Source organism: Mitsuaria sp. PDC51, assembly GCF_900113225.1.
Lineage (GTDB): Bacteria > Pseudomonadota > Gammaproteobacteria > Burkholderiales > Burkholderiaceae_C > Roseateles.
This window is the reverse complement of the sequence record NZ_FOZE01000001.1, coordinates 2,406,204-2,420,980: the sequence shown is the minus strand read 5'-3', so window position 1 is coordinate 2,420,980 and position 14,777 is coordinate 2,406,204. Positions and strand designations below refer to the sequence as shown.

General features: G+C 72.3%; 9 protein-coding genes. 2 read left to right on the top strand and 7 right to left on the bottom strand.

Annotation, left to right across the window (positions count from 1 at the left end; genetic code table 11):
* Window positions 1–16 precede the first annotated feature (16 nt).
* Together BM393_RS10205 and BM393_RS10200 are read right to left on the bottom strand one after the other, a co-directional pair.
* Window positions 17–871, bottom strand: a complete 855-nt coding sequence (locus BM393_RS10205) for an ureidoglycolate lyase (RefSeq protein ID WP_091724659.1) — start codon at window positions 869–871, stop codon at window positions 17–19.
* A 118-nt stretch (window positions 872–989) separates the two neighbouring features.
* Complete coding sequence (locus BM393_RS10200; protein WP_254783327.1) at window positions 990–1,784, bottom strand: SDR family oxidoreductase; 795 nt, start codon at window positions 1,782–1,784, stop codon at window positions 990–992.
* A gap of 249 nt (window positions 1,785–2,033) precedes the next feature.
* Here BM393_RS10200 and BM393_RS10195 point away from each other — a divergent pair, with 249 nt between their 5' ends.
* Window positions 2,034–2,981 carry an esterase family protein gene (locus BM393_RS10195; protein WP_091725300.1) on the top strand — a complete coding sequence of 316 codons (948 nt, stop codon included), beginning with the start codon at window positions 2,034–2,036 and terminating at the stop codon, window positions 2,979–2,981.
* A gap of 31 nt (window positions 2,982–3,012) precedes the next feature.
* On the opposite strand, the gene BM393_RS10190 is transcribed toward BM393_RS10195, so the two are convergent.
* Window positions 3,013–3,378 carry a hypothetical protein gene (locus BM393_RS10190; protein WP_404932597.1) on the bottom strand — a complete coding sequence of 122 codons (366 nt, stop codon included), beginning with the start codon at window positions 3,376–3,378 and terminating at the stop codon, window positions 3,013–3,015.
* An 816-nt stretch (window positions 3,379–4,194) separates the two neighbouring features.
* Between BM393_RS10190 and BM393_RS10185 the strand changes: the two genes are divergently transcribed.
* Entirely contained in the window at window positions 4,195–7,197 is a 3,003-nt protein-coding gene (locus BM393_RS10185; protein ID WP_141225285.1) for a diguanylate cyclase, read from the top strand.
* 21 nt (window positions 7,198–7,218) lie between these two features.
* On the opposite strand, the gene BM393_RS10180 is transcribed toward BM393_RS10185, so the two are convergent.
* From BM393_RS10180 to BM393_RS10165, 4 genes are all read right to left on the bottom strand, one after another.
* Window positions 7,219–9,033 (bottom strand): response regulator, encoded by a 1,815-nt coding sequence (locus BM393_RS10180; RefSeq protein WP_091724657.1) that lies wholly within the window; start codon window positions 9,031–9,033, stop codon window positions 7,219–7,221.
* The gene (locus tag BM393_RS10175; RefSeq protein WP_091724656.1) at window positions 9,026–12,157 is read right to left on the bottom strand and encodes a sensor histidine kinase; all 3,132 of its coding nucleotides are present in this window, start codon (window positions 12,155–12,157) and stop codon (window positions 9,026–9,028) included. The genes BM393_RS10180 and BM393_RS10175 overlap by 8 nt, the downstream gene beginning before the upstream one ends.
* 112 nt (window positions 12,158–12,269) lie before the next feature.
* On the bottom strand, window positions 12,270–13,427 hold the full coding sequence (locus tag BM393_RS10170; RefSeq protein WP_091724655.1) for an SLC13 family permease: 1,158 nt from the start codon (window positions 13,425–13,427) through the stop codon (window positions 12,270–12,272).
* A 100-nt stretch (window positions 13,428–13,527) separates the two neighbouring features.
* Window positions 13,528–14,736 carry a glycoside hydrolase family 27 protein gene (locus tag BM393_RS10165; RefSeq protein ID WP_091724654.1) on the bottom strand — a complete coding sequence of 403 codons (1,209 nt, stop codon included), beginning with the start codon at window positions 14,734–14,736 and terminating at the stop codon, window positions 13,528–13,530.
* Window positions 14,737–14,777 lie beyond the last annotated feature (41 nt).

Below are 14,777 nucleotides of genomic sequence, written 5' to 3'. Positions count from 1 at the left end.
GGTGAGGTGGCGGGCTTCAGGCGGCGACGGTGCGCTGGGTCTGCGTGCCCAGTCCGGCGATGCCCAGTCGCATCGTCTGGCCGGGCCGCAGGTAGACCGGCGGCTTCTGGCCCAGGCCGACGCCGGGCGGCGTGCCGGTGGAGATGACGTCCCCCGGCTGCAGGCTCATGAAGCGGCTCAGGTAGCTGACGATCTGCGCCACGCCGAACACCATCGTGCGGGTGTTGCCGTTCTGGTAGCGGTGGCCGTCGACCTCCAGCCACAGGTCCAGTTGCTGCGGGTCCGGGATCTCGTCCGCGGTGACCAGCCAGGGACCGAGCGGGCCGAAGGTGTCGCAGCCCTTGCCCTTGTCCCATTGGGTGCCGCGCTCGAGCTGCCATTCGCGCTCGGACACGTCGTTGACGACGCAGTAGCCGGCGACGTGTTTCATCGCGTCGGCCTCGTCGATGTAGGCGCCGCCCTCGCCGATGACGACGCCCAACTCGACCTCCCAGTCCGTCTTGACCGAGCCCCGCGGGATGCGCACCGGGTCGTCGGGACCGCTGATCGCGCTGGTCCATTTGGCGAAGACCACCGGCTCCTGCGGCACCGGCAGGCCGGACTCCGCGGCGTGGTCGGCGTAGTTCAGGCCGATGCAGATGAACTTGCCGACCTGGCCGACGCAGGGACCGAGCCGCAGGTCCCGCTGCGGCGTGCCCGGGACCCGGGGCAGGGTGGTGGTATCGAGCTGGCGCAGCAGCGACAGGCCGGCGGGGGTCAGCACCTCGCCGGCGAGGTCGTCGATGTGTTCGGAGAGGTCGCGCACCTGGCCGTCGGCGTCCAGCAGGCCGGGGCGTTCCTGGCCGGGCGGGCCGTAGCGGAGCAGTTTCATGGCAGTCCTTGCGAGAGAGGCGAAAGGGGCGAGAGGAAATCGGAGGGGCGGCTTGAAGGCCGGAACGGCCCGAAGGCCTGTCGGCCTGGCGACCGGGAAACGGCGACGGCCACGGGGTTCAGATCGTGACGCCGCCGTCGACGCTGACCGCCTGGCCGGTGATGAAGCGGGACGCATCGCTGAGCAGGAACACCACCAGCGGCGCGATGTCGTCCACCGTGGCCAGGCGTCCCATCGGCTGGCGCGCGATGAAGTCGCGCTCGGCCTGCACCGGATCGGCGGCCGCGGCGATGCGTCCGCGCAGCGAGGGCGTGTCCACCGTGCCGGGGCACAGCGCATTGCAGCGCAGGCCCTGCTTGACGTAATCGGCCGCGACCGACTTGCTCAGGCCGATCACCGCCGCCTTGCTGACGCCATAGACGCAGCGGTTGGGAAAGCCCTTCACCGAGGACGCCATCGACGCCATGTTCAGCACCGAGGCGCTGCCGCCGGGGCGCGCCGCCTCGGCCAGCATGCCGGGCAGGAAGGCGCGCAGCATGCGCCACATGCTCTTGACGTTGAGGTCCATGCTGAAGTCCCAGGCCGACTCGTCGCAGTCCAGGACCGAGCCGTGATGGACGAAGCCGGCGCAGTTGAAGAGGCCGTGCAGCGGCGGCAGCTCGCGCGCCAGGGACTGGATGGCGGCGGCGTCGCGCACGTCGAGCGGCGCGGTCCGCAAGCGGGACGAATCTCCGGCGTCTTCGCGCAGGCTGTCCAGGCCAGGGGCCGCGAGGTCGGTGGCGATCACCTCGGCGCCCGCCGCGAGGCAGGCCAGCGCGCTCGCGCGGCCGATCCCTTGAGCGGCGGCGGTGATCAGCACGGTCTTGCCAGCGAGGGAGCCAGCGGCGGAAGAGGGCGGAAGGGGCAGGTTCACGGTCGAAATCCGGCCAAGAGGTCTGACCAGTTTATGCCAGACAGGGTTGTCACCCCCACCCGGGAACTACCCTTGATTCGTATCGTTTCAAATTGGTCCGACCGGATGGGTGGCCTGTCGAGCGGCGATCCGCCTTCCCGCGGCGGGCGGGGCCGGGTAGGGCGGGCCCGGCAAGGATTCCGTGTTTATGCCGGTAAGACCGAATTAAGATGTTGCGATACTGGTCAGTCCACATCCGGGATGCAGCCCATGACCTTCCGCTCCTTCGATCCCCTGCCTGGCGCGCTGTCGGGCGCGCTGCTGAGCGCGCTCGTGCTGGCCCTCGCGCCCACCGCGCAAGCGCAGGACGCCGGCCCGGTGACACCGGACGCGGCCCGCGCCAACTTTGCCCGGCCGATCGTGCTGGCGGCCGACGATGTCCGCTCGACGCCGCCGCCGCCGCGAGGCTTCGACGAAACGCGGCCCGGCGTCGTACCGGGCCGGGTGGAGACGTTCAGCTACGAGTCGGGCGTCACCGGCGGGCGGCGCCAGGCGCTGGTCTATCTGCCGGCCGGCTACACGCGCGAGCGCCGCTATCCGGTGCTCTACCTGCTGCACGGCATCGGCGGCAACCAGCACGAATGGACCGGTTACGTGCGGGCCAACGCCGTGCTGGACAACCTGATCGCCGACGGCAAGGCGGTCCCGATGATCGTGGTGATGCCCAATGGCCGGGCCCTGCCGGACGACAGCGTGCCGCCGCCGGATCGCGTCTTCACCGAGGCCAACGCGGCCGGCTTCGCGAAGTTCGAGCGCGACCTGCTGGACTTCCTCATTCCCGCGGTCGAGGCCGCCTACCCGGTCCGGGCGGACGCGAGGCATCGCGCGCTCGCGGGGCTGTCGATGGGCGGCGGGCAGGCGCTCAACATCGGCCTGGGCCATCCGGAGACCTTCGCCTGGATCGGTGGTTTTTCCTCCGCGCCCAACACGCGGGCCACGGCGGAGTTGACGCCCGATCCCGGCGCGCTGCGCCGGCAATTGGCGCTGCTGTACCTGTCCTGCGGCAACCGGGATGGCTTGATCAGCGTCTCGCAGCGGGTGCACCGGGACCTGCTCCGGCAAGGCGTTCCCCACCAGTGGAACGTCGACGCCAGCGGGCACGACCGCGAGAGCTGGAGCGACAACCTGTACCAGTTCTCGCAGCGGCTCTTCCGATGAACCGCCGTGCCGCCCGGTGGCGCCGGGTCGCTCAGACCTTGAGGCCGCGCTCGATCTCGGTCAGCTTGTAGCGCGCCAGGGCCAGGTTGCCCTTGGCCCGGTCCAGCACCAGGTAGAGGAACAGGCCGGCGTTGTTGGGCACCAGCCGGATCAGGTGGTACTGGTCCGCGAGCGTGATCAGGATGTCCTCGATGCCGCCCTTGCGCAGGCCCAGCGCTTCCATGGTCTGCAGCTTGGCGCGCACCACCTGCGTGTTGCCGGCCGCGGCCAGTTCGAGGTTGAGGCCGGAGCCCGCCTGGGCCAGGCACATGCCGCTGCGGTAGTCCACCAGTGCGGCCGACATCGCGCCGTCGATCGTCATCGCAGCCGACATCGACTGCTGCAGGTTGTTGCTCATGGGTACTTTCGTGAGGTCAGAGGGAGGGAAGGCGGCCGGGCCCTGCGGGGTCGGCCAACGGTCGAGTTCGTCGATGAGGACGAACCACAGGGTTTCCGCGCTGCTGTCGGGCAGGCGGTAGAGACGCCGGGCGTCGTCGCTTCGCGGCACCATCGATCGCAGCGCCGATTCCTCGACGAGGGCGTTGGGCGCCAGCAGCGCATGGATGCGGGGCACGCCGGCATCGACGGCGCGCTGGAAGACCTCGGTGGCGGCCCGGACCGAGCCCGGCCCCACCAGCAGGAAGAGGGCGTCCGGCCCGGCGCCGGGCGAGAGCTCGTCCAGGTGCCGGGGCGGCTTGACCCATTCGAGGGCCGGCCCCGACGGCGAGGCGCCGGGGCGGACGATCCGGCGCCCGTCGCTGCCCGGCGGGGTCGGGGGCGAGGTGCCGGCGCATTGCGCCAGGGCCTGGTCGCCCAGGCGCGCCGTCAGGTCAACGACGCGGATCGCGGGTCGGGTCATCGCTCGTTCCTGTCGTCGAATCCGGAGGGTGAAGGTGCGTGGCCATGTCCGTGGGCCTCGGACGTCGATCAGGTCGCGCGACGAGGAAACAGATGCGTTGGGCGGATTGTCCCGAGCCCTCCCCGGCATGCCTTCACTGACCCGTCACTGCCGTCCCACCGGGGGCTGCCGGCGTGCAGGACGCGTGTCCGGCCCGTGCGCGCTGCGCGCTTCGAGGCATTTCTTCACTTGCCCGCGCGGCTCGGTGATGTCGCCGGCGTGCGCTCGGACGTCGGCTCGGTAAGCTCGCCAGCGAAGACGACAGCCGGAGACGACATGAGGAACGCATGGAGCCGCGCGATGGTGCGCGGCGCATGGCTGCTGGCGTCGATCCTCGGATCGTCGGCCGGCTTCTGCGAGCAGATGAACCTGCGGGAGTTCGGCCAGCCGGACGGCCTGGGCAACCTGGCGCTCAACGCGCTGCAACAGGATGCGCAGGGTTTCCTGTGGGCCGGCACCGACAACGGCCTGTATCGCCACGACGGGCAGCGCATCGAGCGCGTCGCCACGCAGGAACTGCGGCGGGTGGCCGCGCTGGCCAGCGGCGGCGGACATCTGTGGATCCTCTCCGACACCGGCACCTGGTGGTGGCACGACGGCCGGCTGGAGCGCGTGCTCCCCCGGACGGCGAAGCTGCCGCAGGACGTGCCGATGGCGATCGCCGCGCGCGGCGACGAGGCCTGGTTCGTCACCGTGGGCGGGCTGCAGCACGTGGTCGTCGACCGGCAGACCGACAGCTGGTCCTCGAGTCCGGTGATGACGCCCGAGCAACTGGCGCGTCATCCGGAGATGGGCCGCCTGGCCAGCGTCATGCTGGCGCGCGACGGCGCGCTGTGGGCGGGTTGCGGCGACGCCATCTGCCGCTGGCATCGCGGCGAGCTCCAGCGATGGGATGCGCGCAGCGGGGTTCCGCGCCAGCAGTGGCATGCGCTGCTCGAGGCCAGCGACGGCAGCGTCTGGGCGCGCTCCACGCAGGCGACGCTGCAACTGTCCGCGGGCGCCGAGGGCTTCGTCGACCGCACCGCGCCCAGCGACCGCGGCGACCCGATGCATCGCTATCCGCTGGTCGAGGATGCCGCGCACCGCATCCTGACCGCGTCGCAGCTGGGCGTGCTGCGCTGGCAGGGCCAGCAGTGGCAGTCCTTCGGCAAGCGGCAAGGCCTGCCCGGCGACGGTCGCGTCCACGCGCTGCTGAGCGACCGCGAAGGCGGGCTCTGGCTCGGGCTGCGCGGCACGGGGCTGCTGCAGTGGCGCGGCTACGGCCGCTGGGAGAGCTGGACCGATGCGGACGGCCTGCCCAGCAGCGTGGTCTGGACGATGCAGCGCGACGGGGAGGGGCGCGGCGCGCTGCATGTCGGCACGGGACGGGGCCTGGCGGCGTTCGACGCGGCGCAGGGCGTGTTCCGTCACGTGCCGCTGCCGCATGCCGGCGACCTCTTCGGGCTGGTCCCCGATGGACAGGGCGGCCTGTGGGCGGCCACCGATGTCGCGACCTTCCACCACGTCCGCGACGGACGGGCCCTGCCGGGCCCGCTCGCGACGCCCGGCGGGACCGAGGACGGCTTCCTCTGGGCGCTGGCCTCGAAGGACGGCGCGCTCTGGGTCATCACCGCCGGCAAGCTGCATCGCTGGCCCGAGTCGGGCCGAGGCCCGGTGCAGGCGGTGCCCGGCCCCCCGGGCAACGCGCAGGAGCACTTCTACGACGCCTGCGAGACGCCCGACGGCGCGTTGTGGCTCGCCGGGGATCATGGGCTGTCCCGACGCCAGGCGGGCCAATGGCTCCCGTCCCTCGCGATCGAGGACGGGGCGACCTACGTCGCCTGTGGACAGGACGGCGCCGTCGTCGCGGCCAGCGAGGCCGGTCAGGCCTGGCGGGTGCGGACGCCCGGGGCGGCGAAGCCCTCGCTGGAACGCCTGGACGCCCCCGTCCTCAAGGGCCGGATGATCGTGTCCCTGCTGATCGACAGCCGGCGCTGGCTGTGGCTCGGCACCGACGCCGGGCTGGTGGTGCACGACGGGACGCATTGGAAGCTGCTGGATCGCTCGCAGGGGCTGGCCTGGAACGACACCTCGGGCCACGCGCTGTACGAGGACGGCGACCGGTCGATGTGGATTGGCACCAGCCGCGGCTTGTCGCGCCTGATCGATCCCTCCCAGGTCTTCGCGACGACCTTGCCGCGCCCGGTGCTGATGTCGGCGACGCGCGGCGCCGGCCAGGTGCCGATGTATGACGGCGAGACGCTGGCCTGGTCGCGGGACCGGATCCATCTGCGGGTCGCGCCCTTGCAGTTCAGCGACCCCCGGGTGCGCGTCGAGTACCGCCAGGTCGGACGCGACGAGGGCTGGACCGCGACCGCGACGCCCGACATCGACCTGGCGGGCCTGGAGCCGGGCGCGATCCAGGTCGAGGTGCGGCTCGCGGATCCGGAGACCGGTAGGTATTCCGCGACGACGAGCTTCGGCTTCACACTGCAGCCGCCCTGGTGGCGACGGGCGTGGGCGACGGCGCTGGGGCTGGTCGCGCTGCTGGGGCTGTCGCAGGGCTGGCACCTGTGGCGGCGCCGTCAATGGCGGAGCCAGCAGGCTCGGCTCGAACAGTTGGTGGGCGAGCGCACGCGCGAGCTGGAGGCCTCCCGCGCGCAGCTCGAGGAACTGGCCAGCCGCGACGCGCTGACCGGGCTCTGGAATCGGCGCGCCTTGACGGAGATCCTCCAGCGCGAGGTCGTGCGGGCCCGCCGCGAGCGCACGCCGCTGACGCTCGCGATCGTCGACATCGACCACTTCAAGCGGGTCAACGACACCCACGGCCATCCGGCCGGGGATGCGGTGCTGAAGGACTTCGCCGGCCGCCTCGCCGCGACGGTGCGGCCCTACGACGCGGTGGGACGGCTGGGCGGCGAGGAGTTCTGCCTCGTGCTGCCGGGGCTGGACCTGTCGCAGCCGGAGGATCGCCAGCGCCTGCGCCGCATGCAGGTCGACGTCAGCCGCGCGCCCACCGTCATCGGCGTGGTGACCAGCTCGTTCGGCGCGGCCATGCTGGGCGTCGACACCGGCGACGGCGAGCAGCTGCTGGAAGCCGCGGATCGCGCGCTCTATCGGGCCAAGCGCGGCGGGCGCAACCAGGTGGCGTTCCACGAGGCGTCGCCGGCCCAGCTGGCGGAACCGGTGGGAGCGGCGACAGCGGCGCCGCCAGAAGTCGCCGTGGTCGCGGCGGAGCCGGTCGCGCAGGCCTTCGCGGGTGAAGACGACGCCGCCATCACGGTCGGCGGCCGTCGGTGATCCGTCGCCCCGGGGCGGTCCTCAGCGCGACGCGGCCGGCGGCTCGAGCCATTGCAGGCCGAGCTGCTCGCCGATGTGCGTCTGGAGGGTCCCCAGCGAGACCGGCTTGGTCAGGAACACGTTGACGCCGGCCCGCAGGCAGGCGGCGCGGTGCTCGGCCGTGGCCGTGGCCGAGATCGCGATCACTGGCACCGTGGCCGTGTCGGGATGGCGGCGCAGCTGGCGCGTGGCCTCCACGCCGTCGGTCGTCGGCATCATGCTGTCCATCAGGATCAGGTCCGGACGGAAGCGGCTCACCGCCGCGGCCAGCTCAGCGCCGTCGCTGGCCTGGGCCACCTGGAAGCCGGCGTCCGACAGGAAGTCGCACAGCAGCGCGCGGTTGGCCGCGACGTCGTCGACCACCAGCACGCGCCGGGGCGCGCCGAGGTAACGCGGCACGCCGGGCGCGATCTTCGGCGTGGCGTCGGCCTCCGCCTCGGTGGGCGACAGCGGCAGCTCCAGCTGGAACCGGGTGCCGACGCCGAACTCGCTGCTCACCCGCACCTGGCCGCCCATGTCGGTCACCAGCGCCCGGGTGATCGCCAGGCCCAGCCCGGTGCCGCCGGCGCGGCGCTGCGCGGCGCCGACCTGCACGAAGGGCTCGAAGATGCGGTCCAGGTCCTCGGGGCGCATGCCGATGCCGGTGTCCTCGATGTCCAGGCGCAGCCGCACCTGGTCCGCCGCGAGCGGCTCGGCGCCCGCGCGCAGCGTGATCGTGCCGGCGTCGGTGAACTTGATGGCGTTGCCCAGCAGGTTCAGCAGCACCTGGCGCAGCCGGCGGCCGTCGGTCAGCACCGTCGCCGGCAGGGCGCTCGCGGTGTCGAACACGAAGGCCAGCTGCTTCTCCTCCGCCTTGATGCGCATCAGGTTGACGACCGATCGCAGCAGCTCGGGCAGGTTGACCGGCGCCAGGTCCAGCTCGGTGCGGCCGGCCTCGATGCGGGCGAGGTCCAGGATGTCGTTGATCAGCGCCAGCAGGTGCAGCCCGCTCTGCTGGATCGTCTCCAGGCCGCGCGCCTGCCGGGCGCTCAGTCCGCCTTCCATGCTCAACAGCTGGGCATAGCCCAGGACGCCGTTCAGCGGCGTGCGCAGCTCGTGGCTCATGCCGGCGAGGAACTCGCTCTTGGCGCGGTTGGCGGCCTCGGCCGCATGCCGGGCGGCCCGCTCGGTCTCGAGCATGCCCTGGTGCAGGTCGGTCGCGGCGGCGCGCGTGCGCTCCTGCTCGTCGAGCTTGGACAGCAGGCCCTGCACCTGGCTTTCGACCACCGTCGGGCCCAGGCCCAGCACCTTGGAGATCTCCTCGTACGCATTGCCCTGGGCGATGAAGCGCAGCAGGCCGATTTCCGCCGGCGTGAGCGCATCCACGGGGATCTGCGCGGCCAGCTCGAAGGAGGTTTCGGAGGGCAGGGCCATGCGCCCGGCATGCACGGCGCGGATCGCGTCCAGCAGCTCCTTGTGCAGCGCGTTCTTCAGCAGGTAGCCCAGCGCGCCGGTCTGCAAGGCCTGCTGCGCCTGCGCATCGTCGACATAGGTGGTGAGGACGATGATGCGGGCGTCCGGGAATTCGGCGCGGATCGCCGCGATCGCGTCCAGCCCGCCCATGCCGGGCATCTGCAGGTCCATCAGCGTGACGTCCGGACGATGGGCGCGGAAGCGCTCGATCGCCTCGCGGCCGTTGGACGCCTCGGCCACCAGCGTCATGTCCGGCTCCACCGACAGCAGCGTGGCGATGCCCTGCCGGACGATGGGGTGGTCGTCGACGCAGAGCACCTGGATGCGGCTCGATTCTTCAGTCATGCGGGATCTCCCAGGGCGGGCGTTTCTTGAAAGGGAACCACGACCGGGCTGACGCGACGGGACTATAAGCCCGCGCCGCCGGCACGCTGAACTCCACTTCGGTGCCGGCCCCGACGCCGCTGCGGACGGTGAGCCGGCCGCCCAGCAGCTCGGCGCGCTCGCGCATGCCGCTCAGGCCGAAGTGCCCTTCCTTGCGGCCCGCCTGCAGGACCGTCGGGGCGATGCCCCTGCCGTCGTCGCGCACCCGCACCCGCAGCTGCCGCGGGTCATGGCGGATCTCGACCTCGACCTGCGTCGCCTCGGCATGGTGGAAGGCGTTGCGCATCGCCTCGCCCGCGATCAGGAAGGCCTCGTCGCGCACGACCGGGCTCAGCGGCCGCGGCGGGCCTTGGACCTCGACCTGCGTCGCGGGCGCCGGGCCGTGTTCCCGGGCCAGCGCCTGCGCGGTGGCGCGCAGCGCCTGCGCGAGGTCGTTCGCCGGGGCCGCCGCGGTCCGCAGGCCCTGCACCGCGTCGCGGCCTTCGGTGATGGCCTCGGCGACCTGGTCGATCGCGACGGCGAGGACCTGCCTCGATTCGCGCGGCCGGTCGGGCAGGAGGTTGCAGGCGGCCTGGAACTGCAGCAGCAGCCCGTTGAAGCGCTGCAGCAGGGTGTCGTGCAGGTCGCGGGCGATGCGGGTGCGTTCGGCCACGCGCGCCTCCACCGTCGCCTCGAGCTGCAGGCGCAGCCGGCGCATCCGCATCCGCATCCGGACCTGGAAGACGCTCACCACCAGGAGCACCAGCAGGAGGCCTGTCAGCACGCGGAACCAGGTGGTCTGGTGGAAGGCCGGCTCGATCGAGAACGCCAGCTGCGCGCCGTCCTCGTTCCAGATGCCGCTGTTGTTGGCCGCCTTCACCTGGAAGCGGTAGGCGCCGGGCGGCAGGTTGGTGTAGCTGGCCTGGCGCCGGTCGACGACCTCCTGCCAGTCGGTGTCGTGGCCGTCCAGCCGGTAGCGGAAGCGCGTGTTCTTCGGGTCGACCAGGCTCAGGGCGGTGAACTGGATGGTCATGTCGCGCACCTGCGGCGGCAGGCGCAGGCCCGGGGCGACGGCGTAGGCGGTGTGGTCCGCCACCAGCGACTCGATGTGGACCGGCGGCGGCAGCGGATTGAAGGGCAGCCGGGCCGGGTCCAGCACCTGGGCATCGGCGCCCGAGACCATCCACAGCCGGCCGTCGCCGGCCTTGGCCACCGGGGGATTGAAGTAGGCCGGCGTTAGGGCCAGCAGCGGCACACCGTCCGCGGCACCCCAGGTCTTGGGCGCGACGCGGTGCGCGGGATCGGCCTCCCACGCGGCCAGGTCCTCGCCCAGGATGCGGATCAGCCCGCAGGCCGTGTACAGCCACAGCGCCCCGTCGTCATCGACGACCGACCAGTGGATGGTGTTGCAGGGCAGGCCCTGGCCGACGCCCAGCGTGGCGACGCGGCCGTCCTTGATGCGGCTGAGGCCGCCGTCCTCGGTGGCCGCCCAGACCGTGCCGTCGGCCGCCAGGCGCAGGCCCGCCACATGGCCGGCGCCCAGGCCTTCGGCGGCGGTGTAGGTGGCCAGGACCTTGCCGTCCTTGACCCGCATCACCCCGCCGTCCTGCCAGAAGGACAGCCACAGGCCGCCCCGGTCGGCGACGATGACCTTGGCCTGCTGGCGGCGGCCGAAAGCGGACCAGGGCAGGCTCTCGACGAAGCGCCCTTGATGCAGCCGGATCAGCCCCTCATTGCCCGAGAGCCAGAGGTTGCCGGCGTCGTCCCCGGTGATCGAGTAGATCTCCCGGCCGGGCACGCCGTCGACGCGGACGAACCGTTCGGCCGGCTGGCCGGGCGCCGCACGCGCCCCCCGCGGCGGCGCCAGGGACGCCAGGCCCGCGGCGGTGCTGGCCCAGAGCCGCCCGTCGTGGTCCTCGTACAGCGAGTGCACCCGGGCGTCCGGCAGCCCCTGCGCCTCCTTGTAGACGGCGATGGCGCCGTCCTTCCACCGGGCCAGGCCGTCGTCGGTGGCGACCCAGACGCTGCCGTCCCGGCTCGCCAGCACCGACCGCGTCGCCTCGTTGGGCAGGCCCTGTGCCTTGGACAGCGTGGTGACGGGCAGCTTGCGGAAGCGGTCCACGCCCTTGTCGCTGCCGTACCAGATGTTGCCTTCGCGGTCCTCGAACAGGCTGCAGGCGATGTTGCCGGACAGGCCGTCGGACCGGGTGAAGGCGGAGGCCTGGTCCTCGCGCACGTGCAGCAGCCCCAGGCCGTCGGTGCCGATCCACAGGCCGCCGTCGCGGGCTCGCAGCAGCTTGTTGGCCAGGATCTGGCGATCGGGCAGCAGCTCCGCGGGCCGGGTGGCGCTGCGCAGCGGATAGGGGTCGAGCCGGTCGCCGGCGGGGCGCTTGAGCCCGGCGCCGCGGACGCCGACCAGCAGCTGGCCATCGGCGGTCTCGGTCAGGTCGCCCAGGCGCTGGCCGGGGGCCTCGATGCGCTGGGGCGTGCCGGGCCGCCAGCGCCACAGGCCCGAGTCCGCGCTGGCCCACAGGTCGCCCGAGCGATCCTGCGCCAGGCTCCACACGAAGGTGCCGAAGCCGCCCTGCGCGTCGTCGCAGCGGGCCTGTCCGCCGCGCACGGCGCAGAGCCGGCCGGGGGGACCGAGCAGGCCGGCCCAGACGGTGCCCTCGCTGTCCTCCAGCAGGGAGGTGACGAGCCCGCCGTCGGTCTCCGGATAACGGGTCAGGCGACTGCCGTTCCAGCTGACCAGGCCGTTGAAGGTGCCGATCCAGAGCGTGCCGTCGCGCGAGACCAGCAGGGCGTAGGGATTGCTTGGCAGCGAGGAGCCTTTCGGCGGCTGCCAGGGCACGAAGCGCAGCCCGTCGAAGCGGAAGAGGCCGTAGGAGCCGCCCACCCACAGGTAGCCGTCATGGGTCTGTGCGAAGGCGAAGACCAGCCCGAGCTGCGCGCCATCCCGCGCGGTCCACGAGGTGTGGGCGTACTGGGAGATCTGCGGCGCGGCGTCGGCCGCCCGGGCTGCGGAGGGGGCGCCCAGCAGCCAGGCCCAGGCCAGGAGCAGGCAGAGGATCAGCGGCGGGAAACGGTGGCCTTGCAGGCGACTCACGAAGGGTCCTTCGCTGCCTGTCGCGTCGGCGGCGTGGCCCGACTATCGCATCGGCGCGGGCGCGCGTCCCCACCACGAATGGGCGGAGGGCGTCGGGGAAACGCCAATCCGGTCACAGCGCCAGCCAGGCCACCAGCGGCGCGCACACGGCCAGGAAGGGCAGGCTGATGCGGTGGAACTCCTTGAGCGCGCCCGGCGCGCGGGCCAGCCGCAGCGCGATCAGGTTGGCCATCGAGCCCGCCACGAAACCGAAGCCGCCGACGTTCACCGCGATCGCGAGCACGGCGACGCTCGGCACCGCGTCGGCCAGCACCAGCGTGGCCGGCACGTTGCTGATGACCTGGGAGGCGCCGATGGCGGCCAGGTAGGCCGCCAGCGGCTGGTCCAGCGGCAGCCCGCGCAGCAGCGCCGCCACCTGCGGCAGGGCCGCCAGCTGGTGCAGCACCACGAACATCAGCGCGAAGGTCGCAAGCAGCGCCCAGTCCAGCTTCATCAGCACCGGGCGGTGCCACAGCGCGTAGATCGCCAGGACCACCGCGAGCGCCGGCGCCCACTGGTGCAGCTCGAGCGCCAGCACGAAACCCACGAACAGTGCGCCGGAGAGCGCGAGCAGCCCGGGCCGGGTCGGCGTGCGGCGTGTGTCCGCGGCCAGCTTGATCGGCGCGCGCGGCATGGTGATCAGGATCGTGGCCACCAGCAGCAGCAGCATGAGGCCGACGGTGGGCGCCATCATCGCGATGAAACCGCCGAAGGACTCGCCGGACTTGTGCCAGAGGTAGAGGTTCTGCGGATTGCCGATCGGCGTCAGCGAGGAGCCGGCGTTGACCGCCAGCGCCTCCAGCGCGACCAGCCGCGCCAGCGGCAGGTGTGCCTGGGCGGCCAGCTCGCGGGTCAGCGGCACCAGCAGGAAGAGGCTGACGTCGTTGGTGACCAGCGCGGCCAGCCCCGCGGCGACCGCGCACAGCAGCAGGGCGAGCTGGCGGGCGCTGCCGGTGCGGGCCAGCAGCGCGCGCGCGGCGGACTGGAGCACGCCGCTGCGTTCCACGCCCTGGGTGATGGCCAGCAGGCCGGTCAGGGCGCCCATCGTCTGCCAGTCGATCAGGCCCAGCCAGGCCTGTGGCGACATCGGCCGCAGCACCGCGAAGACCACCGCCGCGAACAGCAGGAACCACAGCAGCTTGTTGCCGCCGGGGCCGAGGTCGTGGTCGCCGGGGCCGGCAGCGGCGGGAGCGGGGGAAGGAGAGGGCGGCGGAGGCGTGGAGATCGTCATGAAGCGTGGGACGGGCGAGGGGGCCTGAGCCGAAAACCGCCGATTGTCCTGCACGAACGAGGCGGCGATCGCCCCCGCGTCCCGTCCTCGCGGTGCCGGATCAGCGCGCGGGCGTGAGCCGCACCATGATCACGCCGTGCGAGGCGACGGTGCCGCCGTAGCCGCCCGCCACGCCCTTGGCGACCCGCTTGCTCCACAGGTCCTTCACGTCGACCTTCTGGTCGGCCGGGAGCTTGAGCTGGGCCCAGTCCACGCGCATCGCGGCCGGGGCCTGGCCGCGGTTGAACAGCACGACGGCCAGGTCGCCGCCCTGGAGCGGGCGCGACCAGATCTCGAGCTCGCCCTGCTTCCAGATGCGCTGTCCCTGCCGGCCCAGCGGGTCCTGGTCGACGGCGATGACGTCGGCATTGGTGAGGATGCGCAGCGTGTCCGCGTCCATCTTCGACAGGTCGTTGCCGGCGATCAGCGGGGCGGCCAGCATGGCCCAGAGCGAGAAGTGGGACTCGTACTCGGTGGTCGTCATCCCGCCGTTGCCGACCTCCAGCATGTCGGGGTCGTTCCAGGCGTTGGGGCCGGCATGGGCGGCGCGCTCGACCTGCATGTCCAGGATGTCGGTCATGCCGTGCGACCAGTCCTTCTTGCCGGACCACGCGTCGAAGATGTCGCCGGTGGTGCGCCACAGGTGGCCGACGGTGGGACCCCAGCGCTCGGGATGGTCGGTGCCCCATTCGCAGATCGACAGCACGATGTCGCGGCCCGATTCGCGCAGGGCCTTGGCCATGATGGTGTAGGCCGCCTCGGCGTTGCGGGGGCCGGTGTGGCACCAGTCGTACTTGAGGTAGTCGACGCCCCAGCGGGCGTACTGGCGCGCGTCCTGGAACTCATGGCCCGCGCTGCCGGGCCGGCCGCCGCAGGTCAGGGAGCCCGCGTCGGAATAGAGCCCGAACTTGAGGCCCCTGGCATGGACGTAGTCGGCCAGCGCCTTGATGCCCGACGGGAAGCGCTCGGGGTCGGCCTGGATGTTGCCGTCGGCGTCGCGGCTCTTCTGCCAGCAGTCGTCGATGACGATGTACTGGTAGCCGGCGGCCTTCATGCCGGAGGCGGCCATCGCGTCGGCCTGCTGCCGGATCAGCTGCTCGCTGACGTTGCAGGCGAACTTGTTCCAGGAGTTCCAGCCCATCGGCGGCGTCGGCGCGAGATTGGGCTTGGGCGCGTCGAGCTTGAGAGTCTCGTGGGCCTGAGCGGGCAGCGCGGCCGTGGCGACCACGGCGACGAGCGCCAGCGCGGCGCGTCGGAGGAAGGGCGGCATGAACAAAGTCCTTTCAGGAAACGGATCGCGCGGGCACGGCC

What these genes read in the sequence shown, in the direction of transcription:
- BM393_RS10185 (WP_141225285.1), top strand. Translation starts at nt 4,195, where the DNA reads ATGAGGAACGCATGGAGCCGCGCGATGGTGCGCGGCGCATGGCTGCTG.
- BM393_RS10205 (WP_091724659.1), bottom strand. Translation starts at nt 871, where the DNA reads ATGAAACTGCTCCGCTACGGCCCGCCCGGCCAGGAACGCCCCGGCCTG.
- BM393_RS10165 (WP_091724654.1), bottom strand. Translation starts at nt 14,736, where the DNA reads ATGCCGCCCTTCCTCCGACGCGCCGCGCTGGCGCTCGTCGCCGTGGTC.
- BM393_RS10190 (WP_404932597.1), bottom strand. Translation starts at nt 3,378, where the DNA reads ATGAGCAACAACCTGCAGCAGTCGATGTCGGCTGCGATGACGATCGAC.
- BM393_RS10180 (WP_091724657.1), bottom strand. Translation starts at nt 9,033, where the DNA reads ATGACTGAAGAATCGAGCCGCATCCAGGTGCTCTGCGTCGACGACCAC.
- BM393_RS10170 (WP_091724655.1), bottom strand. Translation starts at nt 13,427, where the DNA reads ATGACGATCTCCACGCCTCCGCCGCCCTCTCCTTCCCCCGCTCCCGCC.
- BM393_RS10195 (WP_091725300.1), top strand. Translation starts at nt 2,034, where the DNA reads ATGACCTTCCGCTCCTTCGATCCCCTGCCTGGCGCGCTGTCGGGCGCG.